Origin of the sequence: Thalassotalea sp. 273M-4, from assembly GCF_041410465.1 — a bacterium.
Taxonomy (GTDB): Bacteria; Pseudomonadota; Gammaproteobacteria; order Enterobacterales; family Alteromonadaceae; genus Thalassotalea_A; species Thalassotalea_A aquiviva.
Map to the genome: position 1 here is coordinate 424,340 of NZ_CP166961.1, position 15,439 is coordinate 439,778.

16 protein-coding genes and 1 riboswitch are annotated in these 15,439 nt (G+C 40.9%); of the genes, 11 read left to right on the forward strand and 5 right to left on the reverse strand.

Annotated elements, in window-relative coordinates; genetic code table 11:
• Positions 1–240 precede the first annotated feature (240 nt).
• From ACAY00_RS01820 to ACAY00_RS01850, 7 genes are all read left to right on the forward strand, one after another.
• Positions 241–882 (forward strand): fused MFS/spermidine synthase, encoded by a 642-nt coding sequence (locus ACAY00_RS01820; protein ID WP_371376433.1) that lies wholly within the window; start codon positions 241–243, stop codon positions 880–882.
• Positions 863–1,753, forward strand: coding sequence for a spermidine synthase (locus ACAY00_RS01825; protein WP_371376436.1), 891 nt, complete (start codon positions 863–865; stop codon positions 1,751–1,753). Before ACAY00_RS01820 ends, ACAY00_RS01825 begins: the two co-directional genes overlap by 20 nt.
• A gap of 278 nt (positions 1,754–2,031) precedes the next feature.
• Positions 2,032–2,439: a cytidine deaminase gene (locus ACAY00_RS01830; protein WP_371376439.1), complete on the forward strand. Its 408-nt coding sequence runs from the start codon at positions 2,032–2,034 to the stop codon at positions 2,437–2,439.
• A gap of 104 nt (positions 2,440–2,543) precedes the next feature.
• On the forward strand, positions 2,544–3,866 hold the full coding sequence (deoA, locus tag ACAY00_RS01835; RefSeq protein WP_371376442.1) for a thymidine phosphorylase: 1,323 nt from the start codon (positions 2,544–2,546) through the stop codon (positions 3,864–3,866).
• A gap of 198 nt (positions 3,867–4,064) precedes the next feature.
• On the forward strand, positions 4,065–5,261 hold the full coding sequence (locus ACAY00_RS01840; RefSeq protein ID WP_371376445.1) for a porin: 1,197 nt from the start codon (positions 4,065–4,067) through the stop codon (positions 5,259–5,261).
• A 162-nt stretch (positions 5,262–5,423) separates the two neighbouring features.
• Positions 5,424–5,969, forward strand: coding sequence for an FMN-binding protein (locus ACAY00_RS01845; RefSeq protein ID WP_371376449.1), 546 nt, complete (start codon positions 5,424–5,426; stop codon positions 5,967–5,969).
• Positions 5,959–6,732 carry a PepSY-associated TM helix domain-containing protein gene (locus ACAY00_RS01850; protein WP_371376452.1) on the forward strand — a complete coding sequence of 258 codons (774 nt, stop codon included), beginning with the start codon at positions 5,959–5,961 and terminating at the stop codon, positions 6,730–6,732. Before ACAY00_RS01845 ends, ACAY00_RS01850 begins: the two co-directional genes overlap by 11 nt.
• Before the next feature lie 72 nt (positions 6,733–6,804).
• Here ACAY00_RS01850 and ACAY00_RS01855 read toward each other — a convergent pair whose 3' ends face one another.
• The 4 genes from ACAY00_RS01855 to ACAY00_RS01870 are packed head-to-tail and all read right to left on the reverse strand — an operon-like array spanning position 6,805 to position 9,032.
• Complete coding sequence (locus ACAY00_RS01855) at positions 6,805–7,191, reverse strand: CBS domain-containing protein (protein WP_371376455.1); 387 nt, start codon at positions 7,189–7,191, stop codon at positions 6,805–6,807.
• Positions 7,188–7,538: a P-II family nitrogen regulator gene (locus ACAY00_RS01860; protein WP_371376458.1), complete on the reverse strand. Its 351-nt coding sequence runs from the start codon at positions 7,536–7,538 to the stop codon at positions 7,188–7,190. The genes ACAY00_RS01855 and ACAY00_RS01860 overlap by 4 nt, the downstream gene beginning before the upstream one ends.
• The gene (locus ACAY00_RS01865; RefSeq protein ID WP_371376460.1) at positions 7,528–8,310 is read right to left on the reverse strand and encodes a DUF1538 domain-containing protein; all 783 of its coding nucleotides are present in this window, start codon (positions 8,308–8,310) and stop codon (positions 7,528–7,530) included. Before ACAY00_RS01865 ends, ACAY00_RS01860 begins: the two co-directional genes overlap by 11 nt.
• Positions 8,310–9,032, reverse strand: coding sequence for a DUF1538 family protein (locus ACAY00_RS01870; protein ID WP_371376463.1), 723 nt, complete (start codon positions 9,030–9,032; stop codon positions 8,310–8,312). Before ACAY00_RS01870 ends, ACAY00_RS01865 begins: the two co-directional genes overlap by 1 nt.
• A gap of 240 nt (positions 9,033–9,272) precedes the next feature.
• On the opposite strand from ACAY00_RS01870, the gene ACAY00_RS01875 reads away from it, so the two are divergent.
• From ACAY00_RS01875 to tesB, 3 genes are all read left to right on the forward strand, one after another.
• Positions 9,273–9,728 (forward strand): DUF523 domain-containing protein, encoded by a 456-nt coding sequence (locus tag ACAY00_RS01875; protein WP_371376466.1) that lies wholly within the window; start codon positions 9,273–9,275, stop codon positions 9,726–9,728.
• 39 nt (positions 9,729–9,767) lie between these two features.
• The gene (locus ACAY00_RS01880) at positions 9,768–11,528 is read left to right on the forward strand and encodes a DUF885 family protein (protein WP_371376469.1); all 1,761 of its coding nucleotides are present in this window, start codon (positions 9,768–9,770) and stop codon (positions 11,526–11,528) included.
• Between the two features lie 171 nt (positions 11,529–11,699).
• A riboswitch (cyclic di-GMP riboswitch) is annotated at positions 11,700–11,813 on the reverse strand.
• Between the two features lie 187 nt (positions 11,814–12,000).
• Entirely contained in the window at positions 12,001–12,858 is an 858-nt protein-coding gene (tesB, locus tag ACAY00_RS01885) for an acyl-CoA thioesterase II (RefSeq protein ID WP_371376471.1), read from the forward strand.
• Here the strand turns inward: tesB and ACAY00_RS01890 are convergent.
• Positions 12,842–14,113, reverse strand: a complete 1,272-nt coding sequence (locus ACAY00_RS01890; RefSeq protein WP_371376475.1) for a mechanosensitive ion channel family protein — start codon at positions 14,111–14,113, stop codon at positions 12,842–12,844. The two genes, tesB and ACAY00_RS01890, sit on opposite strands and share 17 nt — an antisense overlap.
• Before the next feature lie 197 nt (positions 14,114–14,310).
• Here ACAY00_RS01890 and proB point away from each other — a divergent pair, with 197 nt between their 5' ends.
• Positions 14,311–15,408 carry a glutamate 5-kinase gene (proB, locus tag ACAY00_RS01895; protein ID WP_371376478.1) on the forward strand — a complete coding sequence of 366 codons (1,098 nt, stop codon included), beginning with the start codon at positions 14,311–14,313 and terminating at the stop codon, positions 15,406–15,408.
• Positions 15,409–15,439 lie beyond the last annotated feature (31 nt).

Sequence of the window (15,439 nt, forward strand, 5' to 3'; positions counted from 1 at the left end):
ATTACCTAGCTTAGGTTATACTACAGAGCATCCCACAGGGGCAAAGATTTAATGACCGTTTGGGTCAATGCTTAATTGCCAAGTCCCTTATATAGCAATTATCGCATCATAAAATAAACACATGAAGACGAGTTTATTCATCGTCAAAACTGTTGTTTTTCCTTGTTTATTTTTCAAAGATTGTTGCCTTGCTTATGATCTGATAAGTTAAATCATCTAAATTTTGATTAAGCAGTACTAATGACAATGATAAAAAGCATTTTAAACCCGTTTATTTACTTAATGGCATTTACCAGTGGTTTTTCGATTATGGGAATTGAATTACTTGGTGGTCGAATTTTAGCACCCTATTTTGGCTCAAGCGTGCATGTGTGGGGCAGTATTATAACGGTCTTCATGCTGTCATTATCTTTAGGTTATTTGCTTGGTGGGCGTTGGTCTTTGTCAACTCCGTCATTAAAACGATACGGTAGTATCTTTGTGCTTGCCGGGATTACTTTGCTGCCTATTGCTCTATGGGCAACCCCGATGCTGAATTGGGTATTTGATCATATTGAAGATGCACGCTATGGCTCATTAATCGCTTCTATGCTGCTATTTTTTATACCAACAATTATTTTAGGGATGATCTCACCTTATTCCGTTCGTTTATTGGTATCGAATCACCAAGAGAGTGGCCATGTTGCTGGAGTATTATATTTTGTCTCTACTCTTGGTAGTGCGCTTGGCACCTTGGCGACATCGTTCTATTTAGTGCTGTGGTTCGAGGTCAACACCATTGTTGTCTCATTTTGCAGTTTATTGTTTGCTCTAGGTTTGTGTTCTATTGTCTGGGCTAGTGTCTCAAAGCAGGAGGAAAAACATGTTCAAACTTCCTATTAATGCCGTTTGCCTGTTGTTCTTATTTATCATTGGTTATAGTGCCATCAGCCAAGCAGAGGTGATTAAAGAAGAGCGTTCGCTTTATCGCAATATATTAATCGAAGACACTGGTAATAAACGTTGTTTGAAGTTTTCGGTAAAACGACAAACATCAAGCCAGTCATGTGTTTATAAAGATGATCCCGATGCGTTAGTGTTTAATTATACTAAGTTTGCTATGTCGTCATTGGTATTCAATCCGGAGCCTAAATCTGTGTTGATTATTGGCTTAGGTGGTGGCACCTTATCAAATACTTTATTGCGCCTATATCCTGATATTACCATTGATAATGTGGAGATAGATCCTGCGATTATTCGAGTAGCGAAAGAGTATTTTGATTTTAAGCAAAGCAAAAAAGTCAAAGCGATAGCCCAAGACGGTCGGATTTTTATTAAACGAGCCATGCGCCAAAACAAACAATACGATTTAATTATTTTGGATGCTTTTAATGGCGAATATATTCCAGAGCACTTATTAACCAAAGAGTTCTTACAAGAAACCGATTCTCTGTTGTCGGCACAAGGGGTATTGGTGGCAAATACTTTTTCTACCAGTGAGTTATTTCACCATGAAACAGCAACTTACCATCATGTGTTTGGAGACTTTTACAGTTTAATAAACCCTAAAGTATTTGGTAATCGCATCATTATGGTTGTAAAAGATCAACAGGCGAAACAGAACTGGCAACAGCAGGTGCCGATGTTAAGCCCATTGCTGCAAAAGTTTGATGTTGATTTAAAAGAAGTGTTATCGTTTATGAGCATACAGCACAAACCATCATCAGACTATAAAGTACTTACCGATCAATATTCCCCTGCCAATTTGCTGTAATTGATTTATCTAGCCCTTGCGACCATCTACGTTAGGGCTTGTTGCCAGCATTTCGTAACATACAGTCACCCTTAGCAGTGATAAGAGTGACATTTTTGCTTGTGGGGTTCAAATCCCAATGACCCAATGAAATCTCAAAAAACAAATCTAATAAAATAAGGGCCATTCAATTAAAGCCTAATTAAAGTCGCGCTTTTAACTTCAGCTGGTTGCGATATTGGGCATTATCATCAATGCTTATTAGTATCGTTTTTGAACCCGTCAAACAAGGAACACTTATGAGCACTTCGCAAAAAGCAGCCCTTATTGCAGCCGCCAAAGCAGCCTTTAAAAATGCATACGCTCCTTATAGTAATTTTCATGTTGGCGCTGCCGCGCTTGCAAAAAGCGGGAAAATTTTTAATGGCTGTAATATGGAAAATGCGTCATATGGCTTAACCAACTGTGCTGAACGGAATTGTCTTGGCCAGGCTATTGTGACCGGTGAACGTGAATTTGAAACCTTAATTATTTACACCGAACAAGAGCAATTAACTCCCCCATGTGGTGCCTGTCGGCAAGTCATTGCTGAGTTTCTAGAGCAAGATGCCTATGTATCGGTATATAACCATTTAGGGGATGAAGTGAGTTGGCAGGTAAAAGACATTTTACCCAATGCCTTTACCCCGAAAAATTTAACCAAATAAGTCGTCTGTATGGTTGCTCAAAGAGTCGTTGCAATGACACTCTTTGTGTAGGATTGAAATTGCTGATTAGTCTTTGTTTGGCTAATTAATCTTTGGAGAGTCTGATGATTTTACCGCAAGAAGTTATTCGTACAAAAAGAGACTGTGAAACCCTATCTACCGAACATATCGTGGCGTTTGTCAAAGGCTTAACTGATGGGAGCTTTACTGATGCTCAAGTTGGTGCCATGGCGATGGCGATTAGATTACAAGGTATGCAAACGCAAGAAATCGTTACCTTAACCCAACAAATGATGCTTTCAGGGATCAAGTTGGACTGGCCTGAGCTTGATGGTCCCATTGTCGACAAGCATTCAACAGGTGGTGTCGGTGATAAAGTCAGTTTTATGCTGGCCGCCATTGTCGCCGCCAATGGCGCTTACGTGCCGATGATTTCTGGGCGAGGTTTAGGTCATACCGGTGGTACGGTTGATAAACTAGAAAGTATTGCTGGCTTTGATGTGACCCCGTCAAATGAAAGATTTAAGCAAATTGTGTCTGATGTAGGAATGTCGATTATTGCGCAAACCGGCGATTTAGCGCCTGCAGATAAACGCTTATATTCCATCCGTGACGTCACTGCAACGGTAGATTCGGTTCCATTAATTACCGCATCCATTTTATCAAAAAAACTGGCAGCCGGTTTAGATTCGCTGGTTATGGACGTGAAAGTAGGCAATGGTGCATTAATGAAAAATGCTGATGAAGCTCGTGAATTGGCCCAAAGTATTGTTAATGTCGCAAATGGTGCAGGGGTAAAAACGCAAGCATTTATTACCGACATGAACCAAGTGCTTGGTAACAGTGCCGGTAATGCGGTAGAAATAATGGAAACCATTGGCTACCTAACGGGAACTAATCGCGATCCCAGGTTGCATAAAGTTGTGAGTACCTTGGCAACATCGATGCTTCTTGATGCTGGCATTGCCGAAAGCGGTTTACAAGCCGAACAATTAATTGAAAACTGTTTAAACAATGGTCAAGCGGCTGAAAAGTTTGCCGCTATGGTCAGCGCTATGGGGGGACCAAGTGACTTATTTGAAAACCCATGGAAGAGTATGCCTAAAGCCGCCGTTATTCGTGATATAAAAGCCCCTCAAACTGGCTACATCAGTGCTATGAGAACTCGAGAAATCGGAATGACCGTTGTTTCTATGGGGGGCGGGCGAGTCAGTAATGATCAAGCGATTGACCACAGTGTAGGCTTTGATGCCATATTACCGATTGGCAGTAAAGTAAATGCTGGTGATGTTATCGCACGGGTCCATGGTAATAGCGAAGAAAATGCCGACTTAGGAGAGCAAAACTATCTTAAAAATATGCAATTTTCTGAACAAGCGCCGCAATCAAATCCGATCATTTATGAAGTCATAAGAGAACAACTATAACTTAACAAAAAGTTAACTCAAGAGGCGCTTAAGGGCGCCTTTTTATTGCTATAAGGCATCTTTAAAATTATTTTTATTGAGGTTGATCAAAAAAACCTTAATCTAAATGATAATGGTTTGCATTAACATCCTTCTTGAATTACACTTCACCGCAATAACAACTTTAGATCACTTATATTAACGATTACAGGGTAATTTATGAAACGTACATTGCTTGCAACCGCATTGATCGGTTTGTTCGCCCAAGCGGGTGCTTATGCTGCCGATGACGCTAAAACCATTGCTGAATTAAAAGCGACCATTGAAAAACAAAACGACATTTTAGAACAACTAGAGCGTCGTATTAATGAAACGGAACAAGCCGTTAATGCAACCGTTGAAGTCGTTGAAGACAATATGAACAATAGCATGCCAGTATCTATCGGTGGTTACGGCGAATTGCATTACAATAATTTAAGTGATGCCAATGGCAGTGATAAGAAAGAAATAGACTTTCACCGCTTTGTTTTATTCTTTAATACTGAGTTTAACTCAACGACTCGCTTTTTCTCTGAGTTTGAACTTGAGCACTCATTAGCCGGTGAAGGTAAAAACGGTGAAGTCGAACTAGAGCAAGCGTACATCGAACATGACGTAAATGACGCGTTAACCGCCAAAGCGGGTTTATTCCTAGTTCCTGTTGGTCTGTTAAATGAAACTCATGAGCCACCAACATTTTACGGTGTAGAACGTAACCCAGTTGAGAAAAATATACTACCAACGACTTGGTGGGAAGCGGGTGTCGGATTTAACTACGAAATTGCACCAGGTTTAGCTGTTGATGCCGCTCTACACAGTGGTTTAGACATCAGCAAAAAAGGTTCATACAAACCTCGTGATGGTCGTCAAAAAGTATCTGAAGCAGCCGCGAACGATTTAGCGATGACAACGCGCATTAAATACACGGGTATTCCAGGTTTAGAACTTGCGGGTTCTTTACAATATCAAGGTGACATCACTCAAGGTGGTGAATTAGGCGACGGTACTCAGGTTGATGAAGCTGCAGCAACACTATTTACTGCGCACGCTGTTTATCAGCAACAAAACTTTGGTTTAAAAGCATTATACGCAATGTGGAATATTGATGGTGCAGAAGCTGAAGAGCTAGGTCGTGATAAGCAACTAGGTTACTACATTGAACCATCATGGCGCTTTAACAACGAATTTGGTGTGTTTGCCCGTTACACCTACTGGGACAACAACGACGGTAACAGCGATGAAACCGATGTAGCCCAAACCAATGTTGGTTTTAACTACTATCTGCACGAAGATGTGGTATTTAAAGCCGATTATGAAAAGCAAACAGGGGCAAAAGATATCGATGGCTTTAACCTAGGTGTTGGCTACCGATTCTAATGATAAGTTATTCAAACGTTAATGTTTGAGATGTTCTTATCAACGAAAAGCTTAGAATCAATCTAAGCTTTTCGTCGTTACAAATACACTGGCATTTGCCAAAGATGTTTTGGTCATCGATCAACACTTAATAGAATGGGTATAAGCACTTAAGAGGTCGTTTTGAAAACCGTATTCTCGCTGATAATCACTGTATTTATGTTATTGCCGATGGCGCAAGCAGAACAAGTATTGATGTCACCTAAGGCGTTTGTTGAACAAGTCTTTAACGGTGATGTACCAAAACCAAATACGATTTGGTTGAACAATGAGCAAAAGCAAACCATCGCTGAAATATTATCGCATTCTTATAACCGTTTAAGGGTTCGCTATTGGCAACAAGGTGATACCAGCGCATGGATTTTAGACGAAATAGGCAAAGAGTCACCAATTACGGTGGGGTTAGTCGTTAAGGCGCAACAATTAAAGCAAGTCAAAGTATTGGTTTATCGTGAAAGTCGTGGCGATGAAGTCAAATACCCATTTTTTACTGATCAATTTATAGATGCTAAATTGCAATCCGATATGACCTTAGATAGGCATATCGATGGTATTACAGGAGCTACTTTATCGGTAAGGGCTTTAACCAAACTATCTCGTGTGGCATTATGGCTCGATACTCAAAGAAGCGTAGAAAAAACCGCCGATACCAATCGTTATGAGAAATAAACCCCAACGTTCCGTTCACGTTAAAATGATAAAACACTTACGAGAAAGCCATCGTCTATTGGGAATTTGGCTGGCAGTTTTTCTCATTTTTTTAGCTCTAAGTGGTATTTTTATTAATCATGCCAATTCATTAAAACTGGATAAAACAGGGGTGTCATGGTCTTGGTTACACGATCACTATGGCATCAAGTCACCGCAAAAATTTCAAACTTACCCACTTCATGAGCAAGCACCCGCTTATGTTCTCGACCAACAAGTATGGTGGCAAGGTACTTTATTATTAGATGCCCAAGCTGGCATCAAGGGGATCGAATTATGGGCCCCATTTATCCTTATCGCCAGTGAAGAGCGTTTGTATATTTTTAATCAAGCGGGTGAATTGGTCGATATTTTAGACGCTTTATCTCAACTGCCAACGAATATTACTCATTTAGCGGTACGCGATCACACCATTTACCTCAATACCACTGATGGGGTGTTTGCGAGCTATGATGAGATGTACTCATGGCAATCAGTCGAAACTGAACAGCAAGTAGCTTGGCCTATCGCTGGCGCCGTCGATGAACAGCTTAAACCTCAGCTTGCAAAGCAATTTAAAAGTAAATTATTAACGTGGGAGCGTGTTATTTTGGATTTACACAGTGGGCGCTTTTTTGGTGATATTGGGGTTCTTCTAATGGATATGGTGGCCATTTTGATCATCATTCTTTCAGCCACGGGTGTTTATATGTGGGTTAGGCAAGAGCGTGCTAGAAAACGTTAACACAAGAAAATGTGGCTACCTAACGAGATAAAACGCAAAAGAGGCTCAAAGGCCTCTTTTGCGTTTTTAAGATCAACTTAATGCTATGTGATCATAGCTCACCATGCCTAAAATCTCATGGTCTTTAATGACCGGGGCACGGTTTAACCCAAACTGCTCAAATAAGCGGGCGCAATAGCGCACATCCATATCCGGTAATACTCCAAGTACTGGCTTGGTCATAATTTCATATAAGTTGGTGCGCTCAGGTGAGCGATCTTTCGCTATCACCTGCTTAGCGATGTCACTGAGTAATACCACTCCATATTCATCTTGTGGATGACGCTTTTGAATAATAATGGTATTAACATGCTGTTGCTTTACCTTCGTTATCGCTTCTGCAACAGTTTCAAGGCCATCACAAATGATAAAACTGTTGTCCATTGCTTTCTCTACGGCAACGTATTTTCTTTCTCTCATAATTTATCCTTAACCACATTTTCCAATTCGTGAATTTGATGCGCTACGCCCACCGCATCTTGAATATCTATTTGAATGGCCATTCCGGCGCCAGATTTGGTGTCAAAACCGGCTGCTTTGTCGATAGTCTCGAGGATATGGCGCGAAAGGTGCTCTTCAACAATGAATAGAATGACATCGACAGGGACTTCAAGATCTAAGCCAAAAAAGGTCGTTTTCTTGTTGATCCCCTCGCCACGGGCATGGTTTATTACCGTGGCCCCAGTCGCACCTGCAGCACGTGCTGTATCGACGACGGTGTCGGTGAGTTCTTCGTTGATCAAAGCAACAATCAGTTTAAAGTGCATGCTGAGCTCCTGATTTGTATTTTAGTGACATATATTCAGTTAGTTGTGCGTATGCCATGACCGAAATAATTGGAAATAAACTGGCAAATGCAATTAATCCAAAGCCATCAATTAGTGGGCTTCTACCTTCTATGGTTGTAGCTAGGCCTAAACCCAGTGCCGCAACTAAGGGGACTGTGACCGTCGACGTTGTTACACCGCCTGAGTCATATGCCAGTGGTATGATCATTTTGGGGGCAAAGTAGGTTTGAATGACCACCAGAATGTAGCCCACAATAATGTAGTAATGGATCGGATCACCGACGACAATGCGATAGACCCCAAGGGTAATTCCAATACCAACGCCTAAAGCGACAGAAAGTCGTAAACCCCAAAGACCAATCGTGCCGCCAGAGACTTGATTGGCTTTAATCGCTACGGCTAATAGTGACGGTTCGGCTATGGTGGTAGAAAAACCAATAGCAAAGGCAAATAAATACACCCAGTAATAACTGGTCCAGTCAATTGAACCTAGACTGTTTTGGTTAATAAACTCCGGTGCGGTCAGTTGGGTCGCCATTAACTCGCCTAAGGGGAATAAGGCTTTTTCAAGTCCCAGTAAAAATAAAGCAAGCCCTAAAATGACATAAAAAAGACCAATCAGTTTGGCTTTTAAATTGGGCACAGGATGACGTAATACACCAAATTGAAACACCGCCAAAATAACGACAATCGGTGCTACATCGACGACGGTGGAGAAAAAAGTTTGAAATAAGTCAATAATATAGTTCATTAGTAAACCATTCCGTAAATCATCACAAAAATCATCGGTAACAAAGACGCAAACGCAATCAAACCAAAACCATCAAGCATTGGATTGCGCCCTTTAATCGCCGAAGCTAAACCCACTCCGAGTGCGGTAACAAGAGGCACCGTGATGGTGGATGTTGTCACCCCGCCTGAATCGTATGCTATGCCAATAATGCTCTGGGGAGCGAAGTAAGTCATAATTACAACCAACATATAACCAATGATGATGACTCGTTGTATTGGCCAACCTTTTAATATTCTGATCACCCCTAATACAATGGCCACGCCAACCGATAAAGCCACGGTTATTCTCAGACCAAGGGCATAGGCATTAATTGCTTGCTTGTTTGTTGCAATAACCCCACCTTCTGCTGCTATTTCCCCTGCTTTTGCTGCGACCGCAATTAACGCCGGTTCAGCGATGGTGGTACCAAAGCCGAGAAAAAAAGCGAATATCAATAGCCAAAATACACTGCCTTTACGAGCGAAGGCGTTGGCCATGCTTTCGCCTAGAGGAAACAAAGCCTTTTCCAGACCAAACACAAAGAAGGTGAGTCCGGTAACCACCATGAGCAAGCCAACTAAAATAGTCAATAAATTGGGCATGGGTTGCTTTAAAACGAAAAGTTGGAAGAATGTAATCACCAGTACTATGGGTAATAAATCTTTAGCGCTAGCTAACATCGATTGCAAAAAGGCTTTCATTGAGTTTTAAACTACCTCAATAAGTTATTATTGTAATGAAGAGGATGAAACGTCATCCCGTAAGATGATATATATTTAACCATTTTAACGTTTTTCTTCATTTATAAATTGTTGTATATCAAGGCGTTTTGATTTTTATCCTTAACATTTTCAGTTCTATTATCTGTTCATTAAGGGGGAAAAATGCTAATTTCAACGCTGCTGTTCACAACCCGATAAAATTTCAACAGGATAGATTAATTGGAAAAAATACTGATCAGTAGTTGTCTACTTGGAAATAAAGTCCGCTATGATGGTGAGGCCAAAGCCATTGCTCATCCGCAGATAACACAGTGGCATCAACAAAATCGTTTCGTGGTTTTGTGTCCAGAGGTCGCAGGAGGGTTGTCAATACCAAGAGCAAGAGCAGAGCAGTATAAAGACCAAGTGTTTGATGAATTTGGTCATGACGTCACCAAGGCCTTTATCCAAGGTGCCAATAAAGCCTTAGCATTGTGTCAGCAGCATCAAATAAAATTTGCCTTATTAAAAGAGTTTAGTCCGTCATGTGGGGCTAATTTTGTTTATGATGGTTCCTTTTCAGGGCAAAAAATAGAGGGGATGGGAGTAACCGCCACCTTGCTTTTGCAACATCAGATTCAAGTCTTTAGTGAATTGCAAATAGAACAACTCCAGCAAGCTCTAAAAAGCCCGTAGAGTCTCAATCATTATAATTATTAAGAGTACAAAGCCATTATGATAAAACAATCTTTCTTTATACTATGCTTGTCGTTTTTTATGCTTGGTTGTTCTTCAACCGCAACACCAACATCCGCAAAAGACTCCTTGGCAGAAATCATAGCCGATGAAGCCCAATATCAACGTTCAATTAATCCATTTATCGAAGAAAACGACCTGCTTTATTACGATATATCGCCCAAGGCTCTAGCCGATAAAAATACCCAGTTAACTAACATATATCAGCGCTTGATGGCGATTGATCTATCGTCTTTGTCGCAACAGGATAAGATTAACCATACTATCTTGGCTTATAAATTAAAAAATAGTATAGATTCTTATACTTATTTTGATCACTACATGCCTTTGACTTCAGAGGCTGGATTTCATGCTTATGTCTCTTCAATAAGTCAGCGTTCAGCATTTAATTCGAAGTCAGATTATCAGCGTTATCTTGAGCGTCTTAAAGCGTTACCTAAGTATTTCAAACAACAAACATATTGGATGCAACAAGGCATTGCTAAAGGTATAACCCAACCAAAAGTGGTCCTTGAGGGCTTTGAAGACTCGATTCTTGCTTTTATTAAGCAAGACCCAGAGAAAAGCGAATTTTATCAACCGTTTACCCGTATGCCAACGCATATAAGTAGTGACCAACAGCAGGCTTTGCAAGCCCAAGCTAAGCACATTATTTTACACGTGATTAATCCGATGTATCAGGATTACTATGACTTTATGGTGAATACCTACTTGCCAAATGCAAGGGAATCAATTGCGGCGACAGAGTTACCCAATGGTAAGACGTTTTATCAAAACCGAATTGAACACTATACAACGTTGCCACTGACGGCCGACGAAATTCATCAAATAGGCCTAAAAGAAGTGGCTCGTATTCGCAAAGAAATGGAAGCTATTATTGCATCCGTTGGCTTTAATGGCAGTTTTGCTGACTTTGTTCAGTTTCTGCGTACCGATCCTCAGTTTTATGCTCAGACGCCATTAGAATTGTTAAAAGAGGCATCGTATATTGCTAAAAAAATGGATGCGCAATTACCTCGTTTATTTAAAACATTGCCCCGTCGTCCGTATGGGGTCATTGAAGTTCCAGCCAGTATAGCCCCCAAATATACAACCGGACGTTATTCCGGGCCAAGTCGTGACGATCAACCGGGAAACTATTGGGTTAATACCTACGCCCTCGATCGTCGTCCGCTCTACGTACTTGAAGCATTAACCTTGCATGAAGCCGTACCAGGGCATCATTTACAAGGCAGTATTGCTAAAGAAATGGAAAATGTACCGGCTTTTCGCAATCAAACCTATATCTCAGCTTTTGGCGAAGGGTGGGGCTTATACGCTGAATACTTAGGCATAGAAGCCGGCTTTTACCAAGATCCTTATTCAGACTTTGGTCGTTTAACCTACGAAATGTGGCGTGCGGTTCGATTGGTGGTTGACACTGGCATGCATGCTAAGGGCTGGACACGTGCGCAGGCAATGGAATTTTTAGCCAGCAACTCGGCGTTATCTTTACATAATGTACGCACCGAAATTGACCGCTACATCTCTTGGCCGGCGCAAGCTCTATCTTACAAGTTAGGTGAACTAACCATTAAAAAGTTACGCATGCAGGCGGAAAAGGAGCTTAAGGGGAAATTTGATTTACGAGAATTTCATGATCAGATATTAAAGAACGGCTCGATACCATTGTCGTTATTAGAGTCTATTATCGAGTCCTATATTGCCAATAAAAAACAGCAAATCGAACAGCCATCGTAATGTAATCTTTTGCTCTAAACATGAAGTTGTCTGTCATTAAGTAAGGAATTACTGATTGGCAGACATAAAAAAACCAACACGAAGTTGGTTTTATTATTTGGAAGGCAAGGCACGCAAAGGACCAGTTTAATATTAGAACTAAAGTGAAAGATAAGCCCCCACTGTATCTTACTCGGCAGTCCCGCTATCGTAAGTAAACCTTTGTTTGAGATATCCAAACACCGACATACTTGTAGACCGGAAACTTTGCGTCCCTAATTTTCATTAGGTTTGCCTTGGACGAGCTAACTTACTAGCCCTGATCAAGATTATAGTCAAAGTTTTTACTGTGTAAACTTTTTAATAAAAAAATTAGAATAAATTTTATGAATATCAGGATTTTCTTCACTTTTTTATTTTTGTTCTCGCTTAATGCTCGGTATATCAAGGGCTTGTTTATTTTCAAGAGGTATTCAAAAAAGGAAATGTTTTTATGAGAAATGTATTAAACGAATTGTTAGGGCTGTTGGAATTAGAGCAATTGGATGACAATTTGTTTGTCGGCCAGAGTCAAGATTTGGGTTTTCGCAATGTCTTTGGTGGCCAAGTGATTGGCCAGGCATTATCGGCAGCCAAAAAAACGGTACAGCCAGAAAGGCACTTGCATTCATTTCATAGCTATTTTTTAAGGCCCGGTGATGCGACCAAGTCCATTACTTATTTGGTTGATATTACGCGCAATGGCCGCAGTTTTAGTACTCGTCGAGTACAAGCCATGCAACAGGGTAAAATCATTTTTAATATGATGGCCTCGTTTCAACTCGAAGAGAAAGGCTTTAGTCACCAAGATCCTATGCCAGAGGTGACACCGCCAGAACAATTGCCATCAATGCAAGAAATTTTACTTGCACAAAAGCACCTAATTCCGGCGTTCATGCACGATGCGGTTTTTGCACCTAAACCGATAGAGTTTCGGCCGGTAAAACAATATGACTGGCTTAATCCGCAAAAATCAGAGCCCAAAAATCAAGTATGGATGAAAGCAATAGATGTGATGCCAAATGATCAACGCATTCACAAATACTTGCTGGCGTACGCATCCGATTATAATTTTTTACCGACAGCGATACACCCGCTCGGCAAAAGCATTTGGTCAAAAAACTTTCAAATTGCCACTATCGATCACGCAATGTGGTTTCACCGCCCCGTCCACTTTGATGATTGGCTGTTATACGATATCGATAGTCCTTCCGCGAGTGGTGGTCGAGGCTTGGTCCGCGGTAAAATTTTTAACCAAGCGGGTGAGCTTGTAGCCTCGACTTCACAAGAAGGGGTTATCCGCCAACGCTAACTTTGCTTGCAGGCAGCATCTGTACCTGTTGAAAGTCGTAACCCGATGGTGCTTGAAACACGCGTAAATCAAACATTGGGGCAATGGCTAACAGGTGATCAAAAATATCGGCTTGAATGGCTTCATAATTTACCCATTTGATATCATTGCTAAAAAAGTAAAGCTCCAGAGGCAAACCTTTGTCGGTAGGTTTCAGTTGCCTGACCATGCATGTCATATGTTGATGGACGTTGGGATGTTGCTTTAAATAAGCATTGATATAGGCTCGAAAGGTGCCAATGTTGGTGAGTTGGCGTCGATTAAGGTTGTTTTCATCCAATCCTTTTAATTGATGGTATTGCTGTAATTCATCTTGTTTTTGGTTCAGGTAATCGTGTAATAAGGTGAATTGAGATAAGCGCTGTAAAAGCTCTGTTGAACAAAATTGAATACTGGCCATATCAATACTTAAGCTGCGCTTTATCCGTCGACCACCTGAAGATGACATTCCACGCCAGTTTTTAAATGACTCACTAATCAACGCATAAGTGGGAATAGTGGTAATTGTGTTGTCCCAGTTTTTAACTTTGACTGTATTTAAAGCAATTTCCAATACGTCACCATCGGCACCATATTGTGGCATTTCAATCCAGTCACCAGGCGCAACCATCTTATTGGCCGAAATTTGAATGCTGGCGACTAAGCCCTTAATCGTGTCTTGAAAGATCAACAATAAAACGGCTGTTAATGCGCCAAGACCACTGAGTAAATAAATCGGTGATCTATCTAAAATAGTGGCTATGACTAAAATGATTGCAACTAAATAAACCGCCAGTTTCAATAATTGCGTGGTGGCATTTAAGGGCAGATACCTTTCTTTGCTGGACTCTTGAAACACACTATTGGTGACGTTCAATAAAGCACTAATGCATCGGGCTACTTGCAGCGTAATAGCGATTCGAGCAAAAACCGTTAAGGCCAAGACCAGCTTGGGGTGATCGCCGACAACAACAGGGGCTAGGGCAAGCAATACCGTTGCAGGCACTAACCAAGCCAAGCGACTAAAAACATGATGGCTGATTAAGTAATCATCTAACTTGTTTGTCGTTTTACTAACAATTTTACTGACAATTCTTAGCACCTGGTATTTGGTAATATAAAAACTGAAAACACAAATCATGCCTAATAAAATGACTTTGATTGCAGCCGCAGACAGCATTACGTATTGCTCTGAGATACCATAGTTGATTAACCATGATTGTATAAGCTCAAACATTCCCATCCTTCTGGTTATTATTGTCAATGTTTTAACTATTTAGAATACATTAATCCTACCCTAGGTGAAAGTGTCTAATTTATACTCAAAAGATAGTTGCAGTTTCGGCTAAATTACGGTTTTCTATAGATAATGAAGGTTAACACACACTAAATCGCTGTAATTATACAGTTAACAGAGTGACTTAAGGGGTATGGGTGGATTTTAAACGGGCAGTGATCAAAGTCGGCAGCGCTTTAGTCGCACCAGATGGTAACGGATGCAGTGGTCATTATATATTGGCGATTGCTCGGTTTATCAGTCAATGTCATGCCAGAGGCAAGGAAATCATCATTGTATCATCTGGCAGTGTTGCTGCTGGGAGAGGGTATATTGCCCACGGATCAGCGAACCCATCGATAGCGATGAAACAAGCGATGGCGGCCATTGGGCAAACGCAGATGATGGCGAATTGGCAACGTTTTTTTGACACTCCTTGCTCGCAACTTCTGATTACTCATGGCGACTTGCGTCATCGGCCAAGGTATTTGAATATTAAAAATACCTTACGAGTATTACTAGAAAATAAGGTCATTCCCATTGTTAATGAAAACGACACCGTTGCCACCAAAGAGTTAAAAGTTGGTGACAACGATAATCTTGCCGCTATGGTAGCCATGGTAAGCGGGGCTGACTGTTTATTTATTTTAAGCGATGTCAATGGTGTCTATGATAAAGATCCAAACAAGCATTTGGATGCTACGTTAATTCCTCAGGTCACAAAAATTGATGGTTCAGTGTATGCGATGGCAACAGGCACCACGAATAAACTAGCCACAGGTGGCATGACCACCAAAATACAAGCCGCAGAAAAAGCCTGTGAGCATGGCATTCATACTTATATTGTTAATGGCAGCCGCAGTGAGGTGTTTGATCAGCTGCTACAAAGGCAAAACCCAGGTACCCATTTTGTGGCTCAACAATCGCCTATGAAAGCCAAAAAACATTGGCTTAAGCACACTTTAACGGCCTGTGGGACTATTACCATCGATCAGGGCGCTGCCAATGCTGTGGTTAATCGCGGCGCTTCATTGTTAGCCAGTGGTCTAGTTAAAGTCGATGGTGAATTTGAAAAAGGAGAGCTGGTTGCCATTGCTTTAGCAAATAATAAGCAGATTATTGCCAAGGGAATTTCCCAATATAACAGTGGTGACTTAAGAAAAATTAAAGGTAATAATTCATCTCACATTGAAGTGTTATTGGGATATTGCCCAAGTAAAGAAGTCGTTCATCGTGATGATTTAGTATTGATTTAAAGGAGTGGGCGTGAGTGAACAATTAGCTTTT